Origin of the sequence: Flavobacterium sp. LMO6, from assembly GCF_009495795.1 — a bacterium.
Classification (GTDB): domain Bacteria; phylum Bacteroidota; class Bacteroidia; order Flavobacteriales; family Flavobacteriaceae; genus Flavobacterium.
This window is the reverse complement of sequence record NZ_WIBH01000002.1, coordinates 61183-81863: the sequence shown is the minus strand read 5'-3', so window position 1 is coordinate 81863 and position 20681 is coordinate 61183. Positions and strand designations below refer to the sequence as shown.

At 30.2% G+C, this 20681-nt stretch carries 19 protein-coding genes; 9 read left to right on the top strand and 10 right to left on the bottom strand.

Features of this window, described 5'->3' with window-relative positions:
- Window positions 1-26: 26 nt before the first annotated feature.
- The 7 genes from clpP to GFJ99_RS02880 all read right to left on the bottom strand — a co-directional run bounded on the left by clpP (window position 27) and on the right by GFJ99_RS02880 (window position 7129).
- Window positions 27-683, bottom strand: coding sequence for an ATP-dependent Clp endopeptidase proteolytic subunit ClpP (clpP, locus tag GFJ99_RS02910; protein ID WP_153207459.1), 657 nt, complete (start codon window positions 681-683; stop codon window positions 27-29).
- 166 nt (window positions 684-849) lie between these two features.
- Window positions 850-2175, bottom strand: a complete 1326-nt coding sequence (gene tig, locus GFJ99_RS02905; protein WP_153207458.1) for a trigger factor — start codon at window positions 2173-2175, stop codon at window positions 850-852.
- A 100-nt stretch (window positions 2176-2275) separates the two neighbouring features.
- Window positions 2276-2620, bottom strand: coding sequence for a phage holin family protein (locus GFJ99_RS02900; RefSeq protein WP_008256183.1), 345 nt, complete (start codon window positions 2618-2620; stop codon window positions 2276-2278).
- 83 nt (window positions 2621-2703) lie between these two features.
- Window positions 2704-4245: a hypothetical protein gene (locus tag GFJ99_RS02895; protein ID WP_008256181.1), complete on the bottom strand. Its 1542-nt coding sequence runs from the start codon at window positions 4243-4245 to the stop codon at window positions 2704-2706.
- 18 nt (window positions 4246-4263) lie between these two features.
- Window positions 4264-5529 (bottom strand): OmpP1/FadL family transporter, encoded by a 1266-nt coding sequence (locus GFJ99_RS02890; RefSeq protein WP_008256179.1) that lies wholly within the window; start codon window positions 5527-5529, stop codon window positions 4264-4266.
- Window positions 5530-5649: 120 nt separating this feature from the next.
- Window positions 5650-6411 (bottom strand): alpha/beta fold hydrolase, encoded by a 762-nt coding sequence (locus GFJ99_RS02885; protein ID WP_153207602.1) that lies wholly within the window; start codon window positions 6409-6411, stop codon window positions 5650-5652.
- 4 nt (window positions 6412-6415) lie between these two features.
- Window positions 6416-7129 (bottom strand): pyridoxine 5'-phosphate synthase, encoded by a 714-nt coding sequence (locus GFJ99_RS02880; RefSeq protein WP_008256176.1) that lies wholly within the window; start codon window positions 7127-7129, stop codon window positions 6416-6418.
- Window positions 7130-7224: 95 nt separating this feature from the next.
- On the opposite strand from GFJ99_RS02880, the gene GFJ99_RS02875 reads away from it, so the two are divergent.
- From GFJ99_RS02875 to murI, 8 genes are all read left to right on the top strand, one after another.
- Complete coding sequence (locus GFJ99_RS02875; protein WP_153207457.1) at window positions 7225-7884, top strand: CBS domain-containing protein; 660 nt, start codon at window positions 7225-7227, stop codon at window positions 7882-7884.
- Between the two features lie 10 nt (window positions 7885-7894).
- Entirely contained in the window at window positions 7895-8779 is an 885-nt protein-coding gene (locus tag GFJ99_RS02870) for an NAD kinase (RefSeq protein ID WP_153207456.1), read from the top strand.
- 119 nt (window positions 8780-8898) lie between these two features.
- Window positions 8899-9582 (top strand): DUF6089 family protein, encoded by a 684-nt coding sequence (locus GFJ99_RS02865; RefSeq protein ID WP_008256171.1) that lies wholly within the window; start codon window positions 8899-8901, stop codon window positions 9580-9582.
- A gap of 3 nt (window positions 9583-9585) precedes the next feature.
- Entirely contained in the window at window positions 9586-10341 is a 756-nt protein-coding gene (locus GFJ99_RS02860) for an isoprenyl transferase (RefSeq protein WP_008256162.1), read from the top strand.
- Window positions 10259-12952 carry an outer membrane protein assembly factor BamA gene (gene bamA, locus GFJ99_RS02855; RefSeq protein WP_153207455.1) on the top strand — a complete coding sequence of 898 codons (2694 nt, stop codon included), beginning with the start codon at window positions 10259-10261 and terminating at the stop codon, window positions 12950-12952. Before GFJ99_RS02860 ends, bamA begins: the two co-directional genes overlap by 83 nt.
- Before the next feature lie 106 nt (window positions 12953-13058).
- Window positions 13059-14060: an OmpH family outer membrane protein gene (locus tag GFJ99_RS02850; RefSeq protein ID WP_370454287.1), complete on the top strand. Its 1002-nt coding sequence runs from the start codon at window positions 13059-13061 to the stop codon at window positions 14058-14060.
- A gap of 24 nt (window positions 14061-14084) precedes the next feature.
- Window positions 14085-14588, top strand: coding sequence for an OmpH family outer membrane protein (locus GFJ99_RS02845; RefSeq protein WP_153207453.1), 504 nt, complete (start codon window positions 14085-14087; stop codon window positions 14586-14588).
- A 74-nt stretch (window positions 14589-14662) separates the two neighbouring features.
- Window positions 14663-15442, top strand: a complete 780-nt coding sequence (gene murI / locus GFJ99_RS02840; protein WP_153207452.1) for a glutamate racemase — start codon at window positions 14663-14665, stop codon at window positions 15440-15442.
- A gap of 1 nt (window position 15443) precedes the next feature.
- Here murI and GFJ99_RS02835 read toward each other — a convergent pair whose 3' ends face one another.
- Together GFJ99_RS02835 and GFJ99_RS02830 are read right to left on the bottom strand one after the other, a co-directional pair.
- Complete coding sequence (locus GFJ99_RS02835) at window positions 15444-15959, bottom strand: gamma carbonic anhydrase family protein (protein ID WP_153207451.1); 516 nt, start codon at window positions 15957-15959, stop codon at window positions 15444-15446.
- A gap of 60 nt (window positions 15960-16019) precedes the next feature.
- The gene (locus GFJ99_RS02830) at window positions 16020-17018 is read right to left on the bottom strand and encodes a type IX secretion system membrane protein PorP/SprF (protein WP_153207450.1); all 999 of its coding nucleotides are present in this window, start codon (window positions 17016-17018) and stop codon (window positions 16020-16022) included.
- A 326-nt stretch (window positions 17019-17344) separates the two neighbouring features.
- On the opposite strand from GFJ99_RS02830, the gene GFJ99_RS02825 reads away from it, so the two are divergent.
- Window positions 17345-18244: a NifU family protein gene (locus tag GFJ99_RS02825; protein ID WP_153207449.1), complete on the top strand. Its 900-nt coding sequence runs from the start codon at window positions 17345-17347 to the stop codon at window positions 18242-18244.
- A gap of 58 nt (window positions 18245-18302) precedes the next feature.
- Here the strand turns inward: GFJ99_RS02825 and GFJ99_RS02820 are convergent, their stop codons facing one another.
- Window positions 18303-20552, bottom strand: a complete 2250-nt coding sequence (locus GFJ99_RS02820) for an inorganic phosphate transporter (protein ID WP_153207448.1) — start codon at window positions 20550-20552, stop codon at window positions 18303-18305.
- Window positions 20553-20681 lie beyond the last annotated feature (129 nt).

Sequence of the window (20681 nt, the reverse complement as noted above, 5' to 3'; positions counted from 1 at the left end):
TTACTAATCACTAATTACTTTTTAAATTATCTTGTTAAAACTTCATCAATCATTCCGTATTCTTTTGCTTCTGCAGCAATCATCCAATAATCGCGTTCTGAATCTTTGTGTACTTTTTCAAAAGACTGTCCTGAATGTTTAGAAATGATTTCATATAATTCATTTTTTAATTTCAACATTTCTTTCAAGTTGATTTCCATATCTGTTGCTACGCCTTGTGCGCCTCCAGATGGTTGGTGAATCATAACTCTTGAATGTGGTAATGCCGAACGTTTTCCTTCTGCACCAGCACATAGCAATACTGCTCCCATTGAAGCTGCCATTCCTGTACAAATTGTAGCTACGTCAGGTTTCACAAATTGCATTGTATCATAAATACCTAATCCAGCATAAACACTTCCTCCTGGAGAATTGATATAAATACTAATATCTTTAGAAGCATCAACACTTTCTAAGAATAATAATTGTGCCTGAATAATATTTGCCACATAATCGTCAACTCCTGTTCCCATGAAAATGATTCTATCCATCATTAAACGAGAGAAAACATCCATTGAAGCTACGTTTAATTGGCGTTCTTCAATAATATAAGGCGTCATACTTCCAACAATTTTATCGTAATATAAACTGTTTACTCCGTGATGCTTAGTAGCATATTTTTTAAATTCTTTTCCGTAATTCATAAATTAAGTTTAAAAGTTTATGTGTTTAAAAGTTTAAAAGGAATTAAACTTAAAACCATTAATATTTTGCAAAGTTCGTGCCTATTACTTTTTGTGACAAATTGTCTTGAAACAAAAAGCGCCAAAACTAGTCTGACGCTCAAAGATAATTATTTTTTGTGAGAAATTATTCTCCGTACATTTCTTTAATGAATTGATCGTAATTCACTTCTTTAGTTTTAGATTTTACTTTTTCTTTGTAAAGACCTAACATTTTTTCGCTCATTACTTGCTCAGATAAACGTTTTACCTCATCTTGGTTAGACATTACTCGAGCAACAATTCCATTAATTTCTTCTTCAGATGGATTTAATTGACCAAATTGAGCCATTTGTTTCTTGATTAATTCAGCAGTATGTGCTTTTAAATCTTCAAAAGTAATTTGTAGATTATTATCTGCCATTACTTTTCCTTCAATTAATTGAAAACGTAATCCTTTTTCGGCTTTTGCATATTCTTCTTCTGCTTGTTCTGCTGAAAGAGGATTTTCTCCAGCTGTTTGAATCCATTTTTTTAAGAAAGCAGCAGGCAATTCAAACTTTGTAGATTCAATTAAGAAATCTGTTACATCGTTTAAGAATTTTTGATCTGCTTGTTGTGCAAATTGCACCTCAGCATCTTCTTTAATTTTAGCTTTAACCTCTTCAACTGATTTTACTACTCCTTCTCCGAATAACTTATCAAATAACTCTTGGTTCATTTCTGCTTTTTCAACAGCATTAATTTCTTCAATTGTAAAATTTACCAAAATATCTAAACCATGAACATCATCATGACTTACTTTTAAATAATCCATAAGTTTGTGATCATCATCAAACAAACCTTTAGTTTCAACCGCAACTACATCACCCACTTTTTTACCAATAAAAGATTTTGCTACTTTTTTATTAGCAAAAATATCTAATGCAAAATTTGCAGGAGCATTAATTCCTTTTTCTTCATTTGTAAATGTTCCTCTAACTTCATAATCTGCTTTAACTTCAGCCTGAGAAATTAATTTTCCGTATTGTTTTGCAATTCTATCTACTTGATCATTTAACATTTTTTCATCTGCAATAACATTAAATTTAGTAACATTATTTTTCGCAGACAAATCAACTGAAAATTGTGGAGCCAATCCTAATTCGAAGTCAAAAGAAAAGTTTTCAGCATCCCAATCGATACTTTCAGTTACAACTGGAATTGGATTTCCAAGAATATCTAATTTTTCAGTAGATAAATAATTATTAAGAGAAGCTTGTAATACTTTGTTTACTTCTTCTAATAAAACAGCTTTACCATATTGTTTTTGAATTAAACTCATTGGAACTGCACCTTTTCTGAAACCAGAAATTGATGCATTTTTTCTATAATCTGCTAATACTTTTTCTACTTTATCAGAATAATCTTCTTTAGTGATTGCTACTGTTACAATAGCATTTAATGCATCAACTTGCTTTTTTGTAATGTTCATTATCTATTTATTTAAATACCATAAAAATTGGGTTGCAAAATTATAGAATTTTTACAACCCAAACAAGTTTTTAATTTATTGAAATTCAATTCGGTAAAAATTATTTTTCTTCGATAAATATTTTATTTAAAACAGACTGAATAATAGACAAGAGAATACTAAAAAATAATGCACTTAAAAATCCATCAACACTAAACTCTGCAATTAAATAATCGCAAATTAAAATAATAACTGCATTTATAACTAGTAAAAAAAAGCCTAGAGTAAACAATGTTACTGGAATAGTTAGCAATACAAAAATTGGCTTTAAAAAAGTATTTAACAACCCAAGTACAACTGCCACCATTAAAGCGCCTGTTAAACTAGTAACATGAACACCTGGTAAAAAATAAGAAAGTACAAAAACAACAATTGTACTAATTAAAAGCTTTATGATTAAATTCATTTTTATATTATTTTAGGAAAATTTAAAATTACAAAAAAAGGCATCAATAATGATGCCTTTTTGAAAAGTTTTAAAATTAATCCCTAATTTGAAGGAACAATATTAATTCCTGGGAAATATGATGGATTATGTAATGGCAAATTAGCATTATAAAATTCATTAATAACTTTTAAAATTTCATTAGCAATTACAGCATATCCACGTGCATTTGGATGAACTCCGTCTAAAGAAAATAACACAAGACCCTCAGTAGCAGAACCACTAAAGTAATTTGCTGTGTATAATTGCCCAGTTTCGATTCTTAATCCAGTTACCAATTGATTCATAATTGCATTCATATCTGCAACTGCAATATCATTTGCATTAGCAATAGACACAATTGAAGCATTATAAGCAGCAGTAGCATTAGCTACTCTAGCTTTTTCAGTAGCTGTTAACACCCATTTATTAGCCATTGGATAAGAAACACCATTTATGTTAATTAAAGCTGAAGGTGAAGAAGCGTTTGTTGTACCAATAACTGAAGAAGCTGGCAACACTACTAAATCTGCAGCAGTAGCTTGACGCGCTTTTCCAAAAACCATACCAAAAGCAGTTGCTGTAGGAACTCCTAAAGTACCAGATAAAGCTCCTGTAATTTCTGCAGATCTATCTATAGCATCAGCATCATAAATTAATATTGGATTTGCGGAAGTAGCAGATAATGGATTAACACGATTAGGCTCACCATAAGCAGTAAAAATACCATCTAAAGGACCATATAATTGTGCATTTAACGCATTAATATTCGCAGAACCTCCTAATGCTGTAGGAGATAATGGAGCGTAAGGAACCGTAGTAAAGTATGGAATAGAAGTTACACTAGGAATTGTACAAACAACACCTTTTGCACCGTTTGATGTTAATGTAGTAACTATTGTTGAATATACACTTGCAAAAACATTTGAGTTTGTAATATCATTCCCTCCGTAAGTAGCAGGATTCGTATTTCCAGTAAAGTTATGGTCAGCTGCTGGTGTTACCCCATCAGCTTGTGCACCACCACTAGTTGCATAAGCCAAAACATCATTTGCTCCTATCCAGTTAGTAAAAAAAGTTGGTGTTTTTAACATAGCATCACCTAAAACTGTTGCTGAAGGAGAAGTTGCGTGTCTTGCAAAATATGGATTTAATGCACCGTATCCTGGAAAAGTTAAATGAAATGATTTAGCACCTGGTACTCCCATATTATTGTAGGCAGTTGCTTGAGGTGTAAGCGTTATTGTAGGCGATCCTGCAATTGGCTGAACACCACCAACAGATGCATTAATTACTAATCTTGTTCCTGTTAAACCTTGAATTCCTCCTAAATTATTCACATCTTCTGCATAAGAAGGTTGAGTAAATTCACCACCTCCTACTAGCGCAAATTTTTGTGCTAATAAATTTGGGAAAGAATAAGTTTGACCCACACGGTAAACAGTTCCGTCCATATAACCAGCCGTTAATGAATTACCAACAGCTACATATGATGTAAAATCTGCGTCACCAGATGTGTAATTTGCATCTACTGTATTTTCAAATTCTGGTTCACAAGAAGCAAATCCAGCAGCTATAATAGCTAAATATATAAATTTATTTTTCATCTTTCGTTTAATTAAAAATTAGAAACCATAAGTAATACCAATACCTGGAGAGAAAACAGAAGACTTATAAGTTCCACCAAATGGAAGTGTATTTCCGTTTTCTTGATAATAATCGTAAGAATTATCGATTTCATCAAAATGTAAGTATAAGAATGAAAAATCAACCCCTAATTTACTATTTACCTGATATGTTAAACCTCCTGTGTATCCCATAGAATCGTTTCTTGGAGTTTCAGGTGCAAAATAACCATCTTGAACAGGGCTTTCATCAAAATACCAACCCGCTCTAAAGGTAAATTTATCATTTGCTTTGTACTGAGTACCTACTCTATAAGTACTTGAATTTTTATAATTTCTTGGGTTATTAGATGTATTTCTAATTGAACCATCTGCATTAAGAAAATCAACAGTTAAAGCTTCATAAACTCCCCACATTGCTCTATTGTAATCGAATGCTAACATCCATTTGTCAGTTACTTGATATGACATACCTACAGTTAATTCTGCTGGCAAAGGCAAGTCTGCATTAAAAGTAGTGTTTTGAAGTGTTGGAGTTGTTGAAGCAAATCCTGGCACATCATTAAAATTTGCATCTCCATCACGTGCTTCCATAATAATTTCAGAACGATAGTTCATACCTATTCTAAATTTATCTGTTGGGTTAAACATAAAACCAGCTGTATAACCCCAAGCAGTAATTCCTTTTGCGTCTAAAGTTACATCTGTACCACTTCCATCAACTGATAATAAAGGATTTATTGCTACATTTCTATTAAAATTAACCGAACCTGAAGCAAAAATAGGACCACCACCTACACTAAAATGCTCACCAACTCTTACAGAAATAGAAGGTTGAACAAAAATTGCTTTTAGGTCAATATTATTAACTAAATGAGCACCTTCCCAATCTTGATCCCATTCAACAGAACTTCCGTAAGGAGTATAAACTGCTAAACCAGCAGTAAACCAATCATTTAATCTATACGTTGCATATACACTAAAAGGTGTTCCTAAATTTTTTGTTTCAGCTTCCCAACCATATTGAGAATTTTGAAATTTTGTATTAGCAAACAAGGCATTTCCTCCTACTGACAAGTTGAATTTTTTATCTAAATAAGCCATCCCAGCCGGATTAAAGAAAGCAACCTCGGCACTATTTACTACAGCAACACCCGTGTGCCCCATAGCTAATTGTTTTTGACCTTGGATACTAACTCTATATCCACCTGCAAATGCAGTAGAGCCAGCCAAAGCCAATAATGTTAAAGAAAGTAATTTTCTCATAATTTAAATTTGTTAGTTTTTTCTGAATTCGTAATAATCAATACTTCAAAATTATAACAAATTATGAATTTTACAATTTTTTTAACTAAAAAATTATGCATGCATAATTTTTTTGCTTTTTTATTTTATAAAATCCATAACATATGTGTAAAAATCTTTTGGGTTTTCGGCATGAAGCCAATGACCAGCATTGTTTACCGTTTTAATAATTGCAGAAGGAAAATGATGATAAATGGTTTCAAAATCGGAATCTAAAATATAGTCAGATTTGTCTCCTCTTAAAACCAAAGTATCTTTTAAAAAAGTATTATTAAACGGTAAAACGGTTCCAATTGTTTCTATCTTTTCATTGAAAACTTTTAAATTAAACCGAAATGCGAGTTGCTCTGGCGATTCCCAATATAAGTTTTTAAGCAAAAACTGTCGGGTTCCAAAATCCTTAATATAACCTGAAACAATTTCTTCTACTTCTGCTCTACTTGGTTTCTTTGAAAAATCTACCGCATTTAATGCTGCTAAAATAGTTTGGTGATGAGGCGCATAATATTTAGGTCCAATATCTGCTACAATTAATTTTGAAACCAATTCTGGATAAGTTGTTGCTAATAACATAGCCACTTTTCCTCCCATAGAATGGCCAATAATTATTATATTGTTTAATTGATGATATTCACAATATTGCTTTACATCTTCAACCATTACTTCATAAGAAAAATCTTCTGAATGAAAACTTTTTCCATGATTTCTTAGATCTAATGCGTGTACTTGAAATCCTTCCGTAGCAAATTGAGATCCTAATGTTTTCCAATTATCAGACATCCCTAAAAAACCATGAATAATTACCATTGGCGTTCCTTCGCCTTCAATTCTTGAATGCAACAACATCTTATTTCAATTTTTGAAGATACATATTTACTACATTTTCTAATCCTAAGTATAATGACTCAGAAATTAAAGCATGACCAATAGAAACCTCTAACAAGCCAGGAATATTATCTTTAAAAAATTTAATATTATCTAAACTCAAATCATGACCCGCATTTATTCCTAAGCCTAACTCATTTGCTTTAAGAGCCGATTTCACATAAGAATCTATTCCAGCTTTATTTCCCAAACCAAATTCATGAGCAAATGATTCCGTGTACAATTCTATTCTTTCTGTACCAGTTGCTTTTGCTCCTTCAATCATTCGTTCATCTGCATCTACAAAAATAGAAGTGCGAATATTATTTCTTTGAAATTCCTGAATAACTTCTAACAAATACGATTGATGTTTTATTGTATCCCATCCTGCATTAGATGTTAATGCGCCAATTGCATCAGGCACTAATGTAACTTGCGTAGGCTTACATTCTAAAACTAAATCAATAAAATTATGTTGTGGATTTCCTTCTATATTATATTCGGTATACACCACCGGTTTTAAATCGCGAGCATCTTGATAACGAATATGTCTTTCATCTGGTCTTGGATGTATTGTAATTCCTTGCGCTCCAAATTGCTGAATATCCTTTGCAACTTTCAATAAATCAGGCACATTACCACCTCTAGAATTACGAAGCGTTGCTATTTTATTAATGTTTACAGATAATTTTGTCATGATGATTTTTTAATTTGTACAAAAATACAAAGTATAAGTTAGCTAGCATATGGTATTTTTTGATTATTTTGCGATATATTTTCATCAAATCCAAAATGAATAATCTTACAAGCTACTTAAACAACGAAATAAAACCATTAAAACATACTGATTCTATAGCAGAAGCTCAGGATTTGTTTGTGGATTTTCCTTATTCCCATTTTCCAGTAACAGAAGATGGCGTATATATAGGTTGTGTAAGTAAAGAAAACACAGAACTTTTAGATAGTAATTCAATTGTAAATGAAACTCGTTTTCATTTTGAGCGATTTTTTGTACGCACAACAACCATTTGGCTTGATGTTTTAGAAATTTTCGCAAAAAACGAAAGTAATTTAGTTCCTGTTTTGGATGAAAAAAACAACTATTTAGGATATTATGAACTTGAAGATGTAATACGTTTTTTTCACGAAACTCCATTCCTAAAAGAAGAAGGCGGCATCATCGTAATAGAAAAAGAAACTGAAAAGTTTTCTATGAGTCAAGTGGCTCAAATAATTGAAAGTAATAACGCTAAAATTTTAGGATTATTTATTTCTAATGTAGTGGGTAAAAAAGTTGAAATTACAGTAAAAATTAGTCAAAGTGGACTAAACGATATTATTCAAACTTTTAGACGGTATGAATATGAAATTATTTCTGAACATCAAGATGATTCTTATTTGAATAGTTTAAAAGAACGTTCCGATTATTTAGACAAATACTTGAATATTTAAAATAACAATAATGAAAATAGCGCTTTTCGGTCAATATTATCAAAACAGTACAGCTGAGATCGTACAAAAAGTAGTTTCTTTTTTAGAGTCAAAAGCAATTAAAATTGCATTTGAAGCAAATTTTTTAGCGATTCTAAAAGAAAAAAATATCATTTTAAAAGATTATGATACGTATTCAAGCTACAATGATTTGGATTCGAATTTCAAAGCATTAATAAGTATTGGTGGAGATGGAACTATTTTAAAAGCAGCAACATTTGTTAGGGATAAAAACATTCCTATTATAGGAATTAATGCAGGAAGATTAGGATTTTTAGCAACAATTCAATTTGAAAATATTGAGACCTTGCTTCAAAAACTCCTTAATAACGACTATGCTATTTCAAAAAGAACCTTACTAAGTATTGAGACTACACCAAATTATGAGAATTTTAGCGAATTAAATTTTGCGCTAAACGAAGTTACGGTAGCCCGAAAAGACACCACTTCGATGATTACTATTATTACTTATTTAAACGGAGAATATTTAACTTCTTACTGGGCTGACGGACTAATAATTTCCACACCCACAGGATCTACAGGATATTCTTTAAGTTGTGGCGGACCCGTGCTTACGCCAAATGTAGAAAGTTTAGTTATTACTCCAATGGCTCCACATAATTTAAATGCAAGACCTTTAGTAATAATGGATGATATGGAAATTGAACTTAGAATTTCCGGTAGAGAAGAGCAATTTTTAATTTCTTTAGATTCAAGAATTTCGGCTGTTTCAAAAGACACAATTGTAAAAATAAAAAAATCACCATTTACCATTTCTATAATTGAATTTAAAGAAGAATCGTTTTTAAATACAATCAGAAAAAAACTACTTTGGGGAGAAGACAAAAGAAATTAACAGACTTTTTATATCATTTTTTAATTTTTAACGTTTTAAATATTCAAAAGACTACAAAAAAAACCTTTAAAATAGGGATAAGAAGTCATTATTGTTATATTTGCAAACTATTTTAAAAAATGAAGCACTTTTTATTATATATTTCACTGATTTTCTGCGGGTTTAGTTCGCATGCACAAATAAACGAATTAGGTGTGTTTTTTGGTGGCGTCAACTATATTGGTGATGTTGGGCCAACCTCTTACATTGCACCAAACGAGTCAGCAATAGGAATAATTTATAAATGGAACAGAAGTCCTAGACACGCGTATCGTTTTTCATATACTCAAGGAAGTTTAAAATCTAACGATATTGATAGCGATGTGCCTAGTAGAAAATTAAGAGGCTTTTCGTTTGAAAATAGTGTAAAAGAATTTTCTGCTGGATTAGAATTTAATTTCATGGATTTTGACTTACATGATTCTAAAACAAAAGTATCTCCATATGTTTACAGTGGTATTAGTTACTTTATTTATGACGAAATTTTTATTTTAGATCAAACAAGTAAATTAGATTATCAAAGTAGTACTTTCTCTATCCCAATGGTTGTTGGAGTAAAAGGACGATTTTTAGAAAATTTTATAATTGGTGCCGAAGTTGGTTTTAGATATACTTTTACCGATAATTTAGACGGAAGTAATCCAAAAAATGATAATTTTGAAACATTACGTTTTGGAAATTTAAATAGTAACGATTGGTATGTATTTACCGGTTTAACATTAACATACACATTTGGCAAGAACCCTTGTTTTTGCGCAGAATAAAAAATGGATTTAGTTCAACAAATAAATACAGCAAGTTTACCAAAGCATTTAGCCATTATTATGGATGGAAATGGCAGATGGGCTAAACAAAAGGGTTTAATTCGAGCATTGGGTCACGAAAGTGGTACAAAGTCGGTTAAAGTTACTGTAGAAACTTGCGCTAAATTAGGCATTCAAAACCTTACACTTTATGCTTTTTCAACCGAAAACTGGAACCGTCCAAAACTAGAAGTTGAAACCTTAATGAAGTTATTAATTTCCTCTCTTAAGAAAGAAATTAAGACATTACAATCCAATAATATTAAATTAAATGCTATTGGAAATTTAACAAATTTACCCACAAAGGTTCAAAAAGAATTACAAGAAGTAATTGACAAAACCTCTGAAAACACTAGGATGACACTTACTTTAGCCCTTAGTTATGGCGCTAGAGAAGAGATTGTCCAAGCTGTTAAAAAAATATCAGATAAAGTTAAAAATAATATAATTTCTGAACAGGCTATTGACGAATCAATTATTAATCAGCATCTTTACACACACAATTTACCAGATGTAGATTTAGTAATCAGAACAAGTGGCGAACACAGAATAAGTAATTTTCTATTGTGGCAAATTGCTTATGCCGAATTTTATTTCACTGATGTGCTTTGGCCTGATTTTACAGAAAACAATTTGTATGAAGCAATTATTAGTTATCAAAAAAGAGAACGCCGATTTGGAAAAACAAGCGAACAAATTATACCCGAAAACAATGTTTAAAAAAGGAATACAATTACTTTCAATATTCATATTATTAAATAGCTCTTCACTATTTGCTCAAGACACAAAACTTGAGAGTGGTAAAGAATATATATTAGCAAAAATTGATGTTACAGGAAAAATAAGTTACAACGAACAAACTGTAACCACTTTTACCGGATTAGAAAAAGGACAACAAATAATTGTTCCAGGACAAGACATTAGTAATGCTATTAAAAAATTATGGAAATTAGGATTGTTTTCTGATGTAAATTTTTATGTAAATAAAATTGAAGGCGATAGCATCTTTTTAGAACTTAATATTAATGAATTACCTAAATTATCCGATGTAAAAATACAAGGAGTAAAAAAGGGAAAAACAGAAGAATTAATTAAAGAAACAGATTTAAAGAAAGGTAAAATAGTAAATGAAAATTTAATTACTACCACTAAAAATTATATCGAAAATAAATACAAAAAAGACGGCTATTACCAAGCCAAAGTAGTTATTAACACTATTCCTGACAGCTTAGACACTGAGGTTAAAATGGTTGTTAATATCGATAAAGGCGATAAAGTAAAAGTAAAAAGTATTGTATTTGAAGGCAACGACCAAATTAGTGATGCAAAACTTAGAAAAGCGTTTAAAAATACTAAACAGCGCAATCCGATTCGTATTTTCAAAAAATCTAAATTTATAAAAGAAAAATACAAAGAAGACTTAGCTGCTGTTATTGATAAATATAAAGAAAAAGGGAATAGAGATGCTCGAATAATTTCTGATTCTGTTACTTACGATAAAAAATCAAATACTATTGCTATAAAAGTAAAACTTGAAGAAGGAAGAAAATACTATTTTGGAGATATTCGCTACCTTGGAAACACAGTTTATACTGAACGTCAACTAAATTCGATTCTAGGAATTAAAAAAGGAGATGTTTATAACGGTACTATTCTTCAAAAAAGAATTGCCGATCAAACCAAACCAGACGGTGAAGATTTGACAAACTTATATCAAAATAATGGTTATTTATTTTCAAGTATCAATCCTGTTGAAGTAAGAACAGCAAATGACACAATTGACTTTGAAATTAGAATTACTGAAGGTCCAATTGCGTATTTTAACAAAATTACTGTTGTAGGAAATGACAAAACAAATGACCATGTAATTTACAGAGAACTTAGAACAAAACCAGGACAAAAATACAGTAAAGAAGATTTAATTCGTTCAATTCGTGAAATAGGACAACTTGGATTTTTTGACCCTGAAGCTATTAAACCCGATTTCAAAAATGTAGATCCTCAAGCAGGAACAGTTGATATTGAATATAATGTAGTAGAAAAAGGATCAAGTCAAGTAGAACTACAAGGTGGTTACGGTGGTGGAGGTTTTATAGGAACTTTAGGACTATCTTTTAACAATTTCTCTGCAAGAAATATATTCAAAAAAGGAGCATATAAACCGCTTCCTATGGGTGACGGACAAAAAATGTCTTTACGTTTACAAGGTAGTTCGTTCTTTCAGACTTATAGTTTATCATTTTCTGAGCCATGGTTTGGTGGAAAAAAACCAGTTAGTTTTTCAACATCATTATCACATAGTAAACAATTTTTGTATAATTCAAGAACTAGAGATGTAACAAGAAGTCAAAGTTTTAACATTACATCATTATCTGTTGGATTAGCAAAAAGACTTAAAGTGCCCGATGATTATTTTGTATTATCACAAGCTGTTTCGTTTCAATACTATGACTTAAACAACTATAATACTGGATTATTTACATTTGGAGACGGTGCATCTAGAAACTTAGCTTATACTATTGGATTATCAAGAAATAGTAAAGGAGTAAATCCAATTTTCCCTACAATGGGGTCAGAATTTAGTATATCTGGTAAATTTACATTACCCTATTCACTATTTAATGGTGTAGATTATGCTAATTTAGAAAATTTAGCAGAAAATAAAGTTAAAGCTGCGGTGGCAGGAGAAGCTCCAGACGGTTCTAATTATCCTGCAGGAAGTTATTTGAATGACGAGGGTTACCCTGTTACAGACCCTGCAGATGCTGCAGTTGACAGAAGTAAAGTTGATCAAAAAAGATTTAATTGGTTAGAATATTATAAAATTAAATTTAAAGCTGACAACTACAATAGAATCTATGAAAAATTGATTTTAAGAACTAATGCAGAATTTGGTTTCATGGGAGCATATAACTCAGATAGAGGTTTAGTTCCGTTTGAAAGATTCTTTTTAGGTGGAGATGGTTTAGCTAACTTTTCATTAGATGGACGAGAAGTAATTCAATTAAGAGGATATCCAAATAACTCATTATCATCTCAAGATGGTGGAACTATATACAACAAGTTTTCATTAGAACTTCGTTATCCTATTACATTAAATCAGTCGGCTTCAATATATGCATTAAGTTTCTTAGAAGCCGGAGCAGCATTTGATACTTTTAAGCAATACAATCCTTTTAAACTTCAACGTTCTGCAGGAGTTGGTATCCGTGTATTTATGCCAGCATTTGGATTGTTAGGTATTGATTTTGCGCATGGATTTGATGCTATACCAGGAGACACTGCGAAAAGTGGTTGGCAAACTCACTTTATCATTGGACAACAATTTTAAGGTTTGTTAAGAGTTTTTTGTTAAATTCGTAAAAATATTTTATTATTTATTACGTTTAATACATCTAAAGAGAATCAAAAAGATTCGCCAACTAAACAAAATGAAAATGAAAAAACTAATATTTATACTTGCCTTATTATCGTTTTCTACTCAAGCACAAACTGCTAGAGGAGTCAAAATTGGTTATATAGATATGGAATACATCTTAGAAAAAGTTCCAGATTATGCTGAAGCAAATAATCAATTAGAGCAAAAAGCACAAAAGTGGAAACAAGAAATTGAGGTTAAAAAAACAGAAATAACAAAGTTAAAAGATGGTTTAAAAACAGAACGCGTTTTATTAACTAAAGAATTAATTGAGGAAAGAGAAGAAGAAATTGCCTATTTAGAAAAAGAACTTCTTGAATATCAAGAAAAACGTTTTGGTCCAAAAGGGGATTTAATCATTCAAAAAACGGTTTTAATCAAACCTATTCAAGATCAAATATTCACAATAGTTCAAGATGTAGCAGAACAAAGAAAATATGATTTTATATTTGATAAATCTTCTGATTTAACAATGCTATTTGCTGCTCAAAAATATGACATAAGTGATTTTGTTGTGAAAAAACTAACAGCTTCTCAAAAACGAGAAGAAATGTCTAAAAAACAACTTAAAGCACTTGAAGCTAAAGAAGCATTAGAAGAAGGTTTGGAAGAAAATCCTGCTTTTACAGAAAGACAACATCTTCTGGACGAAAAGAAAGCAGCTAGAGAAAAATTAATTGAAGAACGCAAACTTGCTAACGAACAAAAGAAAGCAGATGCTGCTGAAAAAAGAAAAAAACTACTTGAAGAACGTGATGCTAAAAAAAATGGCACAGTAATTGAAAAAGAAGTAATAGCAGACTCAACGAATACAAAAGAAGTAAATAACAAAGAAGTATTAGAGGGAGTTGACAAAAAACCAACACCTGCAGAAATAAGACAAAAAGCTATTGACGAAAGAAACAGAAAATTAGAGGAACGCAAAAAAGCAATAGAAGAAAAAAAGAAAAAGTTAGCTGAAGAAAAAGAGGCCGCTAAAAAAGCAAAAGAACAGAAAACAGAAATAGAGAACAAAAATTAAATAACTTAAATTTTAAAATTAAAAATGAAACAATTAAAAACCTTAGCAATCGCAATCGTACTTTTTATTGGAACTCAAGTTTCAGCTCAAACAAAAGTTGCTCATATAGATTTACAAGCTCTAATGACATCGATGCCTGAAATGAAAACAGCTCAAGATCAAATGAAGAAAATTCAAGAGACTTACGATAAAGATTACAAAAACATGGTGGCTGAATACCAAACAAAATTACAAAAATACGAACAAGAAGCTCCAACTGCTGGTGATGCATTAAACGAAACTCGTTCTAAAGAAATGCAAGACATGGGAAGTCGTATTCAACAATTTCAACAAACAGCTCAAAAAGAACTAGGACAAAAAGAAATGGACTTATATAAGCCAATCATGGAAAAAGCTCAAACAGCTATCCAAAAAGTGGCAAAAGAAAAAGGTTTTAACTATGTTTTAGATGCTACTACAGGAAGTGGTTTATTAGTTGCTGATGGTACAGATTTATTAGCAGATGTAAAAAAATCATTAGGTTTCTAATTTATTAGCATATATAATTTTAAAAACTGCTCAATCTTGATTAAGATTGAGCAGTTTTTTTTATTTTTGTTATTATGATAAACGAAAATCCTATAGGTTTATTTGATTCTGGAATTGGTGGAACTTCTATATGGAAAGAAGTCCACTCGCTTTTACCAAATGAAAATACAATATATCTTGCTGACAGTAAGAATGCTCCCTATGGATTAAAATCGAAAGAAGAAATTATAGCACTAAGTTCTAAAAACACTGAATTATTACTAAATTTAAATTGCAAATTAATAATTGTAGCATGTAATACCGCGACAACTAATGCAATAAAAGAATTAAGAGCGAAATACGATGTGCCTTTTATAGGAATTGAACCTGCTATAAAACCTGCTGCAATACAATCTAAAACTCAAAAAATTGGCATATTAGCCACAAAAGGAACGCTTAATAGTGAACTATTTCATATAAGCGCAGCAAATCATCCAGAAGTTAAAATAATTGAACAAATAGGCCATGGATTAGTTCAATTAATAGAAAATGGAGATATTGATTCAGCAGAAATGGAAGATTTATTAAAAAGTTATTTAAATCCAATGATTGAGAAAAATATTGATTTCTTAGTTTTAGGATGTAGTCATTACCCCTATTTAATACCTCAGATAAAAAAAATAATTCCTGCTAAAATTAGAATAATCGATTCTGGCGAAGCTGTGGCAAAACAAACTCAAAATATATTAGAACAAAATTTTTTAATTAACACATCTAAAAATAAAAGCTCGCAAATATTCTATACGAATAGCGAGCCTGAAGTTTTAAAAAGCATATTAGATTACAAAGAAAAAGTAATCTTTAAAAATTTCTAATTTATTCGTCTTTAAACCAACCAGAATACATTACATAATTATTTGAAATACGTTCAATTTCTCCAGCAAAATCACTTTGATCAATATCCTTAACTTTTTTTGCAGGAACACCAGCGTAAATACAACCCGATTCAACCACCGTATTTTGTGTTATAACAGAACCCGCAGCAACTATTGAATTACTTTCAATAGTACAATTATCCATTACGATAGCTCCCATTCCAATTAAAACATTGTCTTTAATTGTACAACCATGAACTATAGCATTATGTCCAATGGAAACATTATTCCCAATAATTGTTGGATGCTTTTGATAAGTACAATGAACAACTGCACCATCTTGAATATTGACTTTGTTACCAATTGTAATAGAATTGACATCACCTCTTAATACAGCATTAAACCATACACTACAATTAGAACCAAAAGTTACATCTCCAACAATAGTTGCGTTTTCAGCAACATAACAATCTTGAGGAATTTGAGGAAATTTTCCGTTAACTTCTTTAATAAGCATATATATTCTTTTTAAAAAAAATGTCCCGATAAATCGGGACAAATATAGTTTTGTATAAAATTAATTGACCGCCGGACAATTACAATCCCATTCTTTATCTTTACAGAATACGTTGATTCCTAAAGTGATTTGATGAAAACCACCGTTATCAAACTTAACATCTCCCATTATATGAGAATACGTGTAAGAGAACATGAATTTATCGTAATTTAAACCAATTATAGGAGTAATCCATTGTAATTTTTGATCTTGTAACCCACTTCCATCAACATATTGAGCACCATCAAAACTTCTTCTATAAGATATTCCTCCCCAAAGTTTACCAAAATCTAATTGTTTGTATACTTTTAAGTTTAAATCAATAGATTTCTCTTTTGTTTCAGAAATATATTGAAACATAAAAGAAGGCTCAAATAATAGATCGCTATCACTGCCAAATACAGCACCAGCGCTCCATAAATATTTACTTAAATTATCAGACTCGATATCTCTCGTATATAATTCTCTTCTACTTGCCAAGAAATTTTTAATAGTAAAGTGTGTAAAGAAGTCCATATAATGATAAGAAACTCCTAAATCTACATTGAAATAAGCATCTTTTTGAATAACCCCTTGAACAATTACTGGATCAAAACCTGTATAATCTCTTCCATCAATTGTACTTTGAACAAAAGCTGTACTTAGACCAAAAGACAATTGATTTAAATCTAATGTTCCTCTTGAGAAGCGTAAATGATGTGCATAAGTAAGTTTTGCTCCTTTTTGAGAATGATAACCATTTTTATCATTAAATAATATCATACCAACACCAGAAACACCATCTTCATCTAAAGCGGTATTAAAACTTACTGTTTGTAATGCAGGAGCATCTTCTTGACCAAACCATTGTTGACGACCAGTCAATCTAATTTTACCACAATTAGCAGCACCTGCCATAGATGGATGAATTAAATAATAATTATCCGACAAATAATCAGAATATACAGCAACTCCTTCTTGGGCAAAAGTAAATTGTGCTAATAAAAATGCTAAAATAAAATAACTCTTTTTAAAATTCATTGTAGATCTTGTTTAATGTAAACATACTTCTTTATAATTCTAATCAAATACTTAGGTTTTAAAACTAGAATTTATTAATATAAAAAAACAATATAATATGGCTTTTTGATACGAACTTGCCAAAGATATAAATTTTTAGGTTTCTTTTACATTTCACGCAAAATATTCTTAAGTTAAATTTACATTTTTTTAATATTTTAAACATAAATAATCGTTATACCATTCAAAATACAACAAAATATAACAAAAAGTTAAATAAAAAAGTATACAACTAAAACAAACAACATATCTTTTGAACTTTGTATCTTTGCAAAAAAATAAAAATCATGCAAGTAATCGCAACTAAAATAACTCAAAATCCAGCCATAGTAAAATTTGAATTGGATGAAAATATTGTAAGATCAGAAAATTTTGAATTTAAAAATATTGATGAAACTCAAAATTCTCCATTAGCAAAACAATTATTTTTTCTCCCTTTCGTTAAAACGGTTTATGTTTCAGGAAATTTCATTGCTATTGAAAAATTTTCAATTGTAGAATGGGAAGATGTACAAGAAGATGTTGCCAATCAAATTAATGAATTCATTTCTGATGGTGGAGAAATTATCAAAATTGATGAGAATAAAACAAAAAAGCAACCCGTTTCAGTTTATGCTGAAACAACCCCTAACCCATCTGTGTTAAAATTTGTTTGCAATAAATTATTAACCAAAACGGCATTAGAGTGCAAAAACATTGACGAAACAATTGCTTCACCATTAGCAAAGGAGTTGTTTAAATTTCCATTTGTAAAAGAGATCTTTATAGATGAAAATTACATATCGGTTACCAAATTCGCAGTGACTGAATGGGATGAAATCACATTAGAACTAAGAACCTTCATTAAAGAATATATAGAAAACGGAAATACGGTAATCGATGAAACTGCTATTGTAAAAACAGAAATTCATCAAAAACAACAAGAAGCTTATTTTGACACGCTTGATGTTACATCGCAACAAATTATTAATATAATTGAAGAATATGTTAAACCAGCTGTTCAAAGTGACGGCGGAAATATTATGTTTGAATCTTTTGATCCAATTGAAAAAAGAGTAAAAGTAATTTTACAAGGCGCATGTAGTGGTTGCCCATCATCAACCTTTACCTTAAAAAACGGAATTGAAAACATGTTAAAAGATATGTTGAAAGATGAAAACATTAAAGTAGAAGCTATTAACGGATAATAACTTCTAAGATCAAAACATAAAAAAAGAGCCTCACGGCTCTTTTTTTATGTTTTGATTATTTCTTATTATTTTGTTGATTGAACTCTTTAAACAATTCTAACAAATTCATAATAGACTTTATTAAATCATTTGTTTCTAGCAATAAAGAAAAGTAAAGTTTACTGTTTTTTGGACTCGTTTCAGTAGTTCGAATGCGATTAATTTGTTTTGAAATTAATTCGGATACCGTATCTAAGAAAACATTTTTTTCTTTTAATATATCATCCAATTTAGAAAAGTCTTCAGATTTAAAACTTTCTTCTAAACGACTAAATAATTCTTGCAACTGAGTATCTACCGATTTAAGATCACGAATTTGATTGAATTTTAACTTTTTGTGATTATTATTTACATGAGAATGACTGTTTGAAGTTATAAATTCAATAGACTGAACCATGTCTTGTAAATACCCTAAAATTAAAATATAAAATTTACTAGCTTCAACAGAATTATCATCTAGATTTTTAATAAAATAAAAAACATTACTTTTTAACTCATCAATTTCTTTTTCTAACTTTTTAAGTGATTTTTTATTTTCTTTTAATTTAGATAAATCTTGTAGCCCTAAATTATCAACAACACTTGAATATAAAGCACTAGTTTTTCTTAATACTTTTGAGATTTGAGAAGAACTCTCTATAATCATCTCTTTAATAGTGCCAACATCTTCTTTTCTTAAACTTTTAATTTCATCTTCTTCTTGAACTTTTAATTTGTGCTTTCTTGAACTTCTATATAACAAAATTCCTAGCATCAAAATTAATCCTACAAAAGCAAAGACTTCCCCAATTTTTAAAACATAAGCAATTATAAAAGACATTACAAAAGCAACAACAGCGGTAAAAAACCAACCTCCAATTACATTAAAAACTCCTGCAATTCTGTATACAGCACTTTCTCTATCCCAAGCTCTATCTGCAAATGAAGAACCCATAGCCACCATAAAAGTAACATATGTTGTAGACAGTGGCAATTTCATAGACGTTCCTATAGAAATTAAAATACTAGCCACCATTAAATTAACTGAAGCCCTAACCATATCAAAAGCCGGTTCATCTTCAGAGTTTTTATATTTTTTTTCTACTTTTTCAAAACGCTTATCTATATGTATCTGAACACTTTTAGGTAAAAAGTAATTTATTCCTTCCCCTAAATAAACTCCTGTTCTAACAATAAATCTAGAGGCTGAGTTAGGAGAGAATTTTTCAACTCCATCGCCTTGTCTAGATAAATTAACTCCGGTTTCAATTACGCTTTTCGCTTTTTTAGAAGTCCACAATGTAACAACCATTACAAACCCTGCAAATAATAAAAAGTAAAACGGCGCTACAATATCATCATTAGCCAAAGCCCCCATCATAAAGTCATCTCCTGAAACGCTACCTCCTTGAAAAATTTGGTATGAATTGAATGCCGCAATTGGAACACCTATAAAGTTAACTAAATCATTACCCGCAAATGCTAATGCTAGAGCAAATGTTCCAATTACAATGATAACTCTTAGGATATTAATTTTGAAAAAACTAGAAGCAATTTGAGATAAAATTGTAAATAAAATAAAATTAAATCCTACAATCATAAGTTGGTTATCCTTAATCCAATTGTATTGATCTTTAGAAATAAAAGAAACCCCTTTTAAACCTTTTATCAAAATAAAGAAGGTAATAGCCGTAATTGCAATTCCTCCAAAAATAGCACCAAAATATTTTAATTTTTTTTCGTAATGAAAAGTAAAAATTAACCTAGATAAATATTGAACAAAACCACCTATACTAAAAGACAAAACAACAGATAACAATATACTGTAAACTATTTCGGAAGCTTTTTTTGTGTTAATATAGGCTCCTAAATGATCTAATGTTTCATCTGTAGTATATATCTTATACAAAGCTAAACATACCGCAGCACCAAGCAATTCAAAAATAATAGAAACTGTAGTAGAAGTTGGCAAACCCATGGAATTAAAGACATCTAATAATAAAATATCAGAAATCATAACCGCCAAGAAAATGATCATAACATCATTAAAACTAAACATACTTGGAACAAAAATTCCACTTCTTGCAATTTCCATCATTCCACTAGAAAACAACGCACCAACTAAAACACCAATGCTTGCAACAATCATTGTAGTTTTAAAAGAAATGGCTTTGGAACCAATAGCTGAATTTAAAAAATTCACTGCGTCATTACTAACTCCAACCACCAAATCTATTATGGCTAAAGCTCCTAAGACAATTAACATGATTACATAAATCTGCTCCATTTTTATATGAATTAATTTAAATGCAAAAGTCCTTTAAGATTTTCATTCCTATGTTAATTTAATGTTATCATTTAAAATTTAGAAATCAAAAAACATAACATTTAGCAAGCTTAATTTAAATTTAAAAAA